Below are 11,294 nucleotides of genomic sequence, written 5' to 3'. Positions count from 1 at the left end.
GTTTTACATACCTAGCCATACCAAGCAGACATACTGAACATACTGTACATTATTTTCAGTATAGTCCAGCGTATCATTGACTAGAGTCATGCTCCCGCCTTGGCAGGGTTAACTCCAGCACGCTAAGGTAGCGGACGGCCTTTTTGGATCCCGGGCATGAGTTTTATCTTGCGCAATGCGTTAATTCCCACCGCCACCGGCTACGAAACCGCAGATGTGCGAATCGAGGGGGAACGGATTGCTGCCATAGGCAGAGGGTTACCCGCAACGGGCGCAGACAGCCTGGAACTGGATGCCAGTAACCAACTCTTGCTGCCGGGCTTTGTCAATGCCCACACCCATTCTTCCGAAATGTGGCAACGAGGGATCATACCGCCCTATCCGCTGGAGCTGTGGCTGGCACAACTGCACGAGTACTCGCCGCCAGAGCCGGAAAAGGTCTACCTCAGCGCCCTGGCTACGGCGGTGGAGACCCTGCTGACGGGCGGCACAACAGTGGTGGATCATCTGGTGCTGATCCCTGGCCAGGAACTGGCCACCATTGAGGCAGCAGTGCGGGCCTACCGGGAGGCCGGGATCCGCGCCTTCGTGGGCCCCTTGATCCAGGATCAGGCTCTCTCTCGGGGGTTGCCCAGCAGCTCCTCTTGGGATCGGGAGCCGGAAACCTATCCCCTCTCCACAGCAGAGGTGCTGGCCATTGTGGAAGAGGCGGTGCAGCGCTTTCACCGGCCAGAAGAGGGCATTACCCTCATGGTGGCTCCCACAGGGATCCAACTGTGCTCAGACGAGCTGTTCAAGGGCTGCGCGGAGTTGAGCCAGAAGTATGACCTACCCCGCCACGCTCACCTGCTGGAAACCCGCGCCCAGCAGATGCTGGCCCAGGAAAAGTACGGCTGCAGCGCAGTCGAGCATCTGGAGCGCTTGGGCTACCTAGACCGGAAAACTTCCTTGGCCCACTGCGTCTGGCTCAGCGATGCCGATATTGAAATCCTGGCCCGTACCGGCTCTACGGTTGTTCACAACCCCCTGAGCAACCTGCGCCTAGGCAGCGGCATTGCCCCCATCTTGAAATACCGCCGGGCAGGGGTGAACGTGGCCTTTGGCTGCGATGGATCCGCCAGCAACGATTCGCAGGATTTGCTAGAGGCCATCAAAATCGGCACCATCCTTCACAACATCACGGATCCCGACTACCGCCACTGGATCTCGCCCCGCGAGAGTGTGGAGATGGCCTCCCGCGGTGGGGCCATTGGCCTGGGGCTAGGGGAGGAGCTGGGATCCCTGGAAGTGGGCAAGCAAGCGGATCTGGTGCTGTACGATCTCACCCAACTGTCGCTGTTGCCCCGTACCGATCCCATTGGGCTGCTGGTGTTGGGTCGGCCCACCCAGGCAGTGCATAGCGTTTGGGTGCGAGGAAAACAGGTGGTGTCCGGCGGAGCCGTGACGACGGTGGATGTGGCCAAGCTGCGGCAGGATCTGTTTGCCCACAGCACCTGGGATCCCTTCCGCCGATCCCAGCAGGCAGAGCATCTGGAAGCTCGTTATCGTCGGGTGATGGGCTTGCCAAAGTAGCGTTGGATGTCCCTGTGTGGCCAGAAGAAGCAGACCGGGCCAGCATCACAGAGCAGGTGAAACGACAGGCGCTGGCGCTGGGCTTTGACAAAGTTGGCATTGCCAGCACAGAGGATCCCCCCGACTTGCGGGGTCTGCAAGCTTGGCTGGCCGCAGGCATGGCCGCCGACATGACCTGGATGGCCGATCCCCGGCGAATGGATCCAGAGCGGGTGCTGCCAGGGGTGCAATCTCTGGTCTGTGTGGCCTTGAATTACTACACTCCCATCCGCCACAGCCAGGATCCCGGCAAGGGCAAGATCTCCCGCTACGCCTGGGGGCGAGATTATCACCGCGTGTTGGGACGGCGGCTCAAACAACTCCACCTCTGGATGCAAGCCCAGTTCCCAAATCATACGGGTCGATTCTACGTGGATACCGGCCCGGTGGCGGAAAAGCCCTGGGCCATGCAGGCGGGCTTGGGTTGGATCGGCAAAAACAGCCTGTTGCTCACCCGCGAGTACGGCTCCTGGGTGTTTCTGGGAGTGATCCTGACCACCCTGCCGTTGCTCCCTGACCAGCCCCACACCGCTCACTGCGGCACCTGTACCCGCTGCCTAGAGGCTTGCCCCACGCAGGCCATCGTCAGCCCAGGGGTGGTGGATTCCCGCCGCTGCGTTGCCTACCACACTCTAGAAAGCCACGCCGAGCGGATCCCTGCCAAGATTGCCCAGAACCTGCACAACTGGGTGGCCGGCTGCGACATTTGCCAGGAGGTCTGCCCTTGGAACCAACGCTTTGCCCAACCCAGCCGGATCCCGGATTTTCAGCCCTACTCTTGGAATGTTGCCCCTGATCTCCAGGAGCTGGCCCGGATCGATGATCGGGAATTCGACCACAAGTTTCCGGCCTCTGCCCTGCGCCGGCTCAAGGCCCACCGCCTGCGCCGCAACGCCCAAGCAGCCCTGGAAGGCAATTCCAGCTCTGCAGCTGGCAGCAACGATTTGGAAGCCCCCTCTACTTAACTTGGATACGCTTTCCTAGCAGGATCTTGCGGCCTCGAGGCCGGCGCCAGAAAATGGTGGGGCTATTGTCTCTGGGCCAGGGACGCAAGCTAACATACATGCCCTACCCTCTTTCTGAGGCTACAGTGCTGGGCCGCCATGGTCTTGCTCTCGTGGGAGCGGTTTTGCGCAAAGGACGTGTGGACTTGGTGCAGGAGTTTACCCACCGCTTTGTTTGAGCTGGATCGACTCAAACACAGTAGCCCCACCTAAAACACGGTCATTTCAAGCTAGATTAGGACACTGATACATTCACGCTGAACTCTCCTGAACATGGTTCAGGAAAGAAGCGATCGCATCCTGCCTATCTCTGTTCGCGTCAGCGGGACGGAGTCCAAACAGGAAGGCGGTATCCCGCAAAGCCCTGAGGAATACCCCCCGAGCGCTTTCCCCCTTCACTTCCCGGCAACCGTTGCGGTGGACTCAAGGATCAGGGGGAAACTTGGTCTACTATATCCCTCTCAATGACTTTTGCCAAACCGCCTAAAGCTCAGTAAATTCAGCAAAGTTCAGGGTTTTGGGGGTTAGAGGCATGCTCCCTGAACGCTCGGCGCCGCTTCCGCGACCATCCCTGGCTCCTTTCCCTCTGGGAGAGGGGGCAATGCAAACAACTGTAGATTTGTACAAACAACTGTAGATTTGTACTGAGATGATCTTGAGAGTTTTGGACTAGAGCTGGGTGGAGCTCTCCTAAGACTAGGTAGCCCGTAGCTGCACCGGCATAACCAAATAACAGAGCCGCATTGCCCCAAGGGGCTTCCAGATGGCCGGCTGCGTGGCGCCGTTTAGCTCCAGGCTCACCTGCTGCGTATGAAACACCCTGAGGGCATCCAGCAGGTAACGCACATTGAAGGCCAGCTCCAGGTCAGGACCGGACATCTGCACTGGCAACGATTCCTCGCCACTGCCCACATCGGGCGCCTCGGTGCTGATGCGCAGGGTTTGGGTTGCGGCAGAAAGATTGAACTTGACGATGTCGTTTCTTTGGGCAGCGAGTACTCCCACCCGCTCCAGCGACTCCATCAAGGGCCGACGCTCCAGGGTTACCTGCCGCTCAAATTGCCTGGGAATCAGGCGGTTGTAGTCGGGATATTGGCCCTCCAAGAGACGGCTGGTAATCCGCTGTTGGCACTGGGTTTTGCTGGCGCGAGGGGGCAGGACAAACTGCACCTGGGATCGGTCAAACCGCAATTCCACCGTAGAGGCGACGGTCTGGGTGCCGAGGATGCGCTCCACCTCTCGCAAAGTGCGAGCGGGAATGGTGAAATCCAACCCTATTTCCCCATGGGCCGAAGCAACCGGGATCCCTTCGGCCTCCACCTGCACCATCGCCAGACGGTGCCCATCGGTGGCTGCAAACTCCAGGCAAGGGGGATCCCCCGCCAAGAGCTTGACATGCACCCCTGTGAGCACCTGCTTGGTCTCATCTCCAGAGGCCGCAAAAAGGGTTTGGCCGATCCCTTGCAACAGGCTCTCGATGGGCAGCTCCAGAGCCTGAGCTGTTGGGCTTTCCTCCCCCACAAAATCGCCATCTGCGTCGGCGGTGCGGAGCGATATTTCCGGTAGGGTGGGGTACTCTTCAGCCGACATGCTGCGCACTTGGTACTGGCCGGCTGCCGACATGAGAATCACAGGGGCACTCTCCTGAGCTTGGCTGCTCGCGTCAAGAGTCACTGGGCCGCTGGGCAGGCGGCTGACGATGTCGCTGAGCAGCTTTGCAGGCAGGGTGGTGCGACCGGATCCCTTGACCTGAGCCTCGAACTCGCTGCGAATGCACAAGTTCAAGTCAAAGGCAGTGAGGGCAACCCGTTGAGTTTCCGCATCGACCTCTACCAACACGTTGGCCAAAACGGGCAGGGCGGGGCGGCTGGCCACAGCCCGTCCAACGGAAGTGAGGTGGTGGCTGAGATCGGCTTGCTCGCAGGTGAAGCTGAAACCTTCCGGAGACGAGTCCACGGCCCCGTCAAGGTATCCCTCCCCACGCTGAGGAGCTGCAGTCTTGCTGCTGCGCAACACTGCCGCAAATGGCTCGGCCTCGAGTTCTCGATCCACAGGACGTTGAGCTTGCACCATGGGGGGCACTTGAGGGCTGCACACGCAGATCCTACACCGACTGCCCCGGTTGGATCCCTGCCCTTGCAGACAAGTTTTGGAAAATTTGCCTCGCGCGTAGGACAGATCTGAAATTTCGATCCCTGCCTAATTTAATTTTTTGATCTAGTAGTAGTAGGGGCTGTGGAAACTGTGGAAAGTGATCGTCAACACCTTGTGCCATGAGCTTTTGAGCCTATTCCCCACCTGTGGAAAAACTGTGGATAACTTGGCCACTTTTCCACAGGGTATTTATACCTGTTAATAACTTGGGGGGTTTTTCCACAGGTTTTCCACAGATTTTCCAGGTTTTTCCACAGGTTTTCCACAGGCTAATGTTGTGATTTCCTGACAAATTCATAAAAATTAACACACAGTCAGTGTGAGATCCCCTAAGGTAGTGAATCCTTCCCCCTAGATATGGCTGGGGATTCCACCGGAGCTGGGGCGGGCTTCGCTGGATTTCCCCAGGTTTTCCACAGGCTGTCGAAGAAAGCCTGGGATATTGCTCTGGGCTTGTCGGCCTTGCCTGGCCACCTGTGAGCTGACACGGGATTTTTGGCAAGACCCCAGAGGAGCGGGAAAGCGCTCTGCGCACCAGAAGCGGCAAAGGAGGTCAGGATGAGGATGGGACAGCGCCTGACCCAAAATTGGGCTGCTGCAGGAGCGAGTCGCAATAGGGATGCGGTCTAGAGTCCGTACCCGCGAAGGGCCAGGCGTAGGTCAACGGGATCCGTTTTGGTGATGGCGGGAGCGCAGCACGATCACGTCAGAAAGCTGGCGCAGTTGACTTTGAACCTGGGTGAGCTGTTTCTTATCACGTACATCGATACAGAGATCGATCAGGGCGGTGCGGTTGGCAAAAGTTTGTACCTTAGCATTGCGAACATTAATGCCTTGATCCGATAGGCGGGAAAGGATGTCCCGCAGCACCCCGACGCGGTCGATAACCTCCAGATGCAGTTCTACCGGGTAGATCTGGGTGCTCTGCCGCAGTTGCTCTTCGTTCCAGCGTACTGGCACCAGGCGTTCCCCCGAAACCTGAGCCACCCGTGGACAGTCCTGATGGTGGATACTAATACCCTTAAAGCGGGTGACTACGCCCAAAATCGGATCCCCCGGCAGCGGGTTACAACACTTGGCCAACTGGTGTTTCAGACCCTCCACCCCCAGAATGGGAGATTGGGATTTGATAGAACTGGGAGCCGCAGAAGCCCGTGGCAACAACAGCTTGGATCCCTCAAGCGATTCCTCCTCTGTAGGGGGGGATACTGCCGGTTTGCTGACCTCCTGTAGCCGATGGATCACCAGCGTGGGGGTCGTCTCGCCATAACCCAGAGCGGCCAACAAATCCTCTACGCTGGCGTAGTTGAGCTTTTCGGCTACCTTCTGCATCCGCTCTGATTTGAGCAGGGCATCAAAGCCCGTTTTGCCCAGCTCCCGCTCCAGCAAATGCCGGCCCCGCGCGATGTTTTGCTCGCGATTGGAGCGCTTAAACCATTGGCGAATGCGATTGCGGGCAGAGCTGGTGGCAACGAAATTGATCCAGTCCAGGCTGGGATGGGCATTTTTGTGCGTGATGATCTGCACAATGTCGCCGTTGCGCAGGCGGGTATCCAGGGGCACGATCTTGTTGTTTACCCGCGCTCCTGCACAGTGATCCCCAATTTCGGAGTGGATGCGATAGGCGAAGTCTACCGGACAGGATCCCTGGGGCAGGGCCAGCAAGTCCCCCTTGGGCGTGAAAACGTAAACCTCGCTCTCAAACAGATTCTCGCGAAGGGTGTCCAGATACTCTTTGTCGTCTTTGAGGTCGTTTTGCCACTCCAACAGCTGTCGCAGCCAGGTGAAGCGCTCCTCGTCGGGCTTGACAGTGGTGCTGCCGGCCTCCTTGTACTTCCAGTGGGCGGCGATCCCGTACTCAGCCACGCGGTGCATCTCTTCGGTGCGGATCTGCACCTCCACCGGTCTTCCCTGCGGGCCAATCACCGCCGTATGCAAAGATTGGTAACGATTGGCCTTGGGCAGACCAATGTAGTCTTTGAAACGCCCAGGGATGGGGCGAAAGCAGTTGTGAACGACTGCCAGCACCCGATAGCACTCGCTGTTGGTATGTACGATTACCCGAACTGCTGAGAGATCGTAAATCTCGTGAAATTCTTTGCGCTGCTGCTGCATCTTGCGATAGATGCTGTACAAATGTTTGGGCCGCCCGCTGATCTCGAAATGTTCCAGCCCCGCTTGAAGAAGGTTCTGCCGCAGCTCTTCGATAAAAGCTTGGATCTCGGCCTCTCGCTCGGCGCGCTTGGCGTTGACCAATTCCTGAATCTTCCGGTAAGCCTCGTAGTCCAGATACTTAAAAGCCAAGTCTTCCAGTTCCCATTTGAAGTGCCAGATCCCCAGCCGGTTGGCCAAAGGGGCGAAAATTTCCATGGTTTCGGCTGCAATCTGCCGTTGCTTGCTGGGGGAGAGATACTGCAGCGTGCGCATGTTGTGCAAGCGATCCGCCAGCTTGACCACGATGACTCGAATGTCTTTGGCCATGGCCACGAACATGCGGCGGAAATTTTCCGCTTGCTGCTCGGTTTTGCTGGAGAAATTGAACTTAGAGAGTTTGGTAACTCCTTCTACTAGTAGGCGAACTTCAGAGCCGAATTCAGCTTCCAGGGCTTCTGGGGTAACTTCTGTATCCTCAATAACATCGTGCAAAAGGCCCGCTGCCACCGTCACCGCATCTCCCCCCAGCTCCCGCAGGAGAGTAGCCACGGCTACCGGATGGGCAATGTAGGGATCCCCTGATTTGCGTTTTTGGCCCTGATGCAAACAATAGGAAAACTCAAAGGCACGGCGCAGCAGATTGGCTTCTTCAGCCGTGTAAGGCCGCAGCCCATCGCCGGGATCCTCGGCACCGGAAAGCAGAGCACGCAGCCACCCTGGCACCTCAAAACCGAGGCTATTCAGGTCGAGACCTCCATCTGAGGTGGCAATGACAGCCGTCTGACCCATGCGAACCCGGCGAAAAGGGATGTTTGATTACTGACTATAGTTCATCCAGCTTAACCGCCGACAGATCAAGAGGGAAAAAACGGGTGGAATAGAAAGAAGCATTGGCTGTCTGCCAACGCCGACCGCTTGCCATCCTCGGCAGATCGAGGCTTAGTCTTCGCCCCACTCCTCGCAGTCGCCGATTAAATCGCAGAGAGGATCCGAGGGGCAGTAGTCTTGCAGCTCCAGCTCTTGGGCAATCGCCTGCCACTCCCGCTGGGGGAAGAAGGGTTGCAGGTGGGCAATGGCTTCGGAGCGGCGTAAGACCCCCTGCTGAATGAGGCGACGAGCTTCCTCCTGGATGGCCTCAACCGCATAGTGGGTGGCTTGTAAAGTGGGCATAGCTTAACCTACACGTGGAATGGATGGGACGCACCGAAGGGTCAGGGAAAATCTTGCCTCGCTACCCCCATCATAGAACTGGGTCTCGTTTCGTAGCAAGAGATACAAGTTTGTATTGCAGGCAACCTTAAGGCCCGCTTAAAAGCCCAAGCCATCGGCTCCTGCGGTCACTATGCCTTTTTCTGGGTTCAGAGTGACGATAGATCCATCCCGGATTAAGCGGGTAGCATCCTTGACCCCCACCAGCACCGGCACCCCCAGCCGCAGGCCAATGACTGCTGCATGAGAGGAGGCTCCCTCTTCTTCGGTAATCACGCCGGCTGCCTGTTTGATCGCCTCCACATAGTTGGCGTCGGTGGATTGGGCAACCAAAATGTCCCCGGCGGTGATTTTGCCGGCATCGAGGCTGGATCTCAAGATGCGGGCCGGGCCGCTGACAATGCCCTTGCCAAACCCTTTGCCTTGAGCCACCACCGCTTTCACCACATCCACCTTGATCAGATCGGTGGATCCCGCAACGCCTGGCAGGGTTCCTGCACTGAGCACCACCAAGTCGCCATCCTTGAGCAAGCCATCTTCCTGAGCCAAGCTGATGGCCGCTTGAAAGGTCTGGCGGGTGGTGGCCAAATCCATAACCAACAGCGGATGTACCCCCCAAACCAACTGCAGCCGCCGTGCCACCTCCACATGGGGGGTTACGGCCAGGATGGGAGTGCGGGGACGAAACTTGGAGACATTGCGAGCGGTAGCCCCCGTTTTGGTCAGGGTCATCACGGCTACGGCATCCAACTCCTGGGCGATCTCCCCCACGGCGCGGCTAATCGAGTCGGTGATCAGGGTTTTGGGCCGCATCCCGGCAGGACTGTTGCCGTTGTTTTGGCTCAGCTCCTGCATGGCAAGGGTGCGAAGGCGTTGTCGTCGGTCGGCGGAGGTCAGGTCAAAGTAATCGCGCTCGGTGCGCACGGCAATGCGGGCCATGGTGGCAACGGCCTCGACAGGGTATTTGCCCACAGCCGTCTCGTTGGAGAGCATAACGGCATCGGTGCCATCCAAAATGGCGTTGGCCACATCGGAGATCTCGGCACGGGTGGGTCGGGGGCTGTGCACCATGCTGTCCAGCATTTGGGTGGCCGTAATCACCGGGATCCCCAGGGAGTTGGCCAGGGCGATCACCCGCTTCTGCAGGATCGGCACCTCTTCCGCAGGCAGCTCTACCCCCAGATCTCCCCGCGCCACCATCACACCGTCGCTGAGGGCCAAAATCTGGGGCAGCTGTTCAATGGCCTCGTGTTTCTCGATCTTGACGATGATGGGTACCCGCTTGTCGGCTGAGCCGGAAGAAGGCCGTTTGGCTGAGGCAATGAGCTCCCGCAGCTCCAGCACATCAGAGGGATCCCGCACAAAGCTGAGGGCCACCCAATCCACCCCTTGGTTGAGGCCGAAGTAGAGATCTTCTTTATCCTTTGGGGTCACGGCGCGGATGCTCAGGCGCACACCGGGGAAATTGACCCCCTTGTTGTTGGAGAGGGTACCCCCGACAATGGTGCGGCAGAAGAGTTCGCCCGCTTCCGGATCCACGGCTTCCACCCGCATCTCCACTCGACCATCGTCGATGAGGATCGTCGCTCCTTCGGGCACTTCTTGGGCCAGCTTGTCGTAGGTGACCCAGCTGCGCTCTTGGGATCCCAAGACAGGTTTGCTGGTCAACACAAAGGGATCCCCTGCCTTGAGGGTGATCGAGCCTTCGGCGAACTTGCCCAAGCGGATTTTCGGCCCCTGCAGGTCTTGCAAGATGGCGACCTGGATGCCCAGATCCATCGCGGTTTGGCGGATCAGGCGAATGCTGCGGCGGTGTAGCTCGTGATCCCCATGGGAGAAGTTCAGGCGAAGGGTGGTTGCCCCTTGCAGGATCATCTCCCTGAGAATGGCTGGATTTGAGCTGGCAGGGCCGATGGTGGCAACAATTTTGGTGCGTCGAAAAGAATCCCTCAAATGCATGTCCACTGTTCCCAAGGGAGAGCAGCCCAGATCCTTCCCCCACATAGGGATCTCTCTGATTACGATAACCCGTTATGTCTTTTTTGAGGCACCGCTTTTTTAAAATCCCCAGCGAGAGAGGATGGGAAAATAGGCAAAGCAGAGTGTAGAGATCCATCTGGAGTCGAGCGATGCCGGTTGCCCCCGAATACGCCTTCCCCTTCGAGCACCATCAGAAGTTCTCTCTGGATAACCCCACTATCTCCAGCCCAGGGGTTTCCAAGCGGGAATACATAGCCAGCAGAGTACTGCAGGGTATCGTGAGCAATCCCCAGACTCCCGTCGGCGATTTGTCTCCTGAGCAACGACAGGCTTTGGTCTATACGGCGGTGTTGTTGGCAGATGATTTGTTGGCGGCCCTCGGCGCTCAGTAGAGAGGTTCTTGAGATTGCAGCGCACCCTCTTGGGGTGAGGTTTAGGCCGAGGTTGACCGTTCGCGGCGGGGGGCCGTAGGCTCTGCTACTACATACGCCGCAGCCGTTGAGTCAACTCTTCCCCCAAGCGCATCCATTCTGCCATCCCTTCGGGACTCACCTGTCGGTCATTTTGCCAAAGAATGAGGTGGGCGCCAGCTCCTTCGGCGCAATAGTTGGGATGCTGCTCCCAAAAACCAAGGACGCCGGGATGAAAACGTAGCCGAACTTGGGCTTCATCCTGTCCTCGCAAGAGATAGCTCCGAGAAAACTTAGGGTGGCTCTCGAAATTGATATCTTGCATGCCAAAAGCTTTGGCGATGCCGTGGAAAAAGGCATTTTCGGGGTGCAGCCGAAAACGCGGCAGATGAAGATCCTCGTGATAGGCGTAGAAGACGGACTGGCGATAAGTTCTGGAACCCTCGCCACTGCCGCTGGTGTATTGGTAATCAAAAACGGTAATCTCAGTGCCATCGATCAGCCGCTTGGACATCGAATTATAGAAACGCCGCCCATGGCCTCGTTCAAACAGTCCAAAGCCTGCTTGCAACAAGCGAGATCGAATCTCTTCAGGCAACTGGGCAGAAAAGCGCATTCCTAGCTGTGCAGCTACCCGCTCCAGAGCTTCTCGACGTTTCTTTTCGTGGTAAAGGGCTAGAGCCAAGATCCCGGCAGCCAGAGCTAAAAACAAGATAAAAATAAGCAACCCCATACCGTCTCCCTCGGCTTACAGACTGCAGCGCCCATCCCC

At 57.9% G+C, this 11,294-nt stretch carries 8 protein-coding genes; 3 read left to right on the top strand and 5 right to left on the bottom strand.

The window, feature by feature from the left end:
- Window positions 1-156: 156 nt before the first annotated feature.
- Window positions 157-1,572, top strand: a complete 1,416-nt coding sequence (locus ACVWXE_RS10925) for an amidohydrolase (protein WP_457490313.1) — start codon at window positions 157-159, stop codon at window positions 1,570-1,572.
- A gap of 14 nt (window positions 1,573-1,586) precedes the next feature.
- On the top strand, window positions 1,587-2,576 hold the full coding sequence (gene queG / locus ACVWXE_RS10920; protein ID WP_457490312.1) for a tRNA epoxyqueuosine(34) reductase QueG: 990 nt from the start codon (window positions 1,587-1,589) through the stop codon (window positions 2,574-2,576).
- 735 nt (window positions 2,577-3,311) lie between these two features.
- Here queG and dnaN read toward each other — a convergent pair.
- From dnaN to pyk, 4 genes are all read right to left on the bottom strand, one after another.
- The gene (dnaN, locus tag ACVWXE_RS10915; RefSeq protein WP_457490311.1) at window positions 3,312-4,688 is read right to left on the bottom strand and encodes a DNA polymerase III subunit beta; all 1,377 of its coding nucleotides are present in this window, start codon (window positions 4,686-4,688) and stop codon (window positions 3,312-3,314) included.
- A gap of 741 nt (window positions 4,689-5,429) precedes the next feature.
- Window positions 5,430-7,712 carry a RelA/SpoT family protein gene (locus tag ACVWXE_RS10910; RefSeq protein ID WP_457490310.1) on the bottom strand — a complete coding sequence of 761 codons (2,283 nt, stop codon included), beginning with the start codon at window positions 7,710-7,712 and terminating at the stop codon, window positions 5,430-5,432.
- Window positions 7,713-7,862: 150 nt separating this feature from the next.
- Entirely contained in the window at window positions 7,863-8,093 is a 231-nt protein-coding gene (locus ACVWXE_RS10905; RefSeq protein WP_414422471.1) for a DUF4327 family protein, read from the bottom strand.
- A gap of 138 nt (window positions 8,094-8,231) precedes the next feature.
- Entirely contained in the window at window positions 8,232-10,091 is a 1,860-nt protein-coding gene (gene pyk / locus ACVWXE_RS10900) for a pyruvate kinase (protein WP_414383314.1), read from the bottom strand.
- Window positions 10,092-10,261: 170 nt separating this feature from the next.
- Between pyk and ACVWXE_RS10895 the strand changes: the two genes are divergently transcribed.
- Window positions 10,262-10,504 carry a hypothetical protein gene (locus ACVWXE_RS10895; protein ID WP_414351871.1) on the top strand — a complete coding sequence of 81 codons (243 nt, stop codon included), beginning with the start codon at window positions 10,262-10,264 and terminating at the stop codon, window positions 10,502-10,504.
- A gap of 88 nt (window positions 10,505-10,592) precedes the next feature.
- Here ACVWXE_RS10895 and ACVWXE_RS10890 read toward each other — a convergent pair whose 3' ends face one another.
- Window positions 10,593-11,255, bottom strand: a complete 663-nt coding sequence (locus tag ACVWXE_RS10890; protein ID WP_457490309.1) for a hypothetical protein — start codon at window positions 11,253-11,255, stop codon at window positions 10,593-10,595.
- Between the last annotated feature and the right edge of the window lie 39 nt (window positions 11,256-11,294).

Source organism: Thermostichus sp. MS-CIW-41, assembly GCF_054058915.1.
The sequence above is the reverse complement of the archived record's forward strand: the minus strand, read 5'-3'. Positions and strand labels throughout refer to the sequence as shown.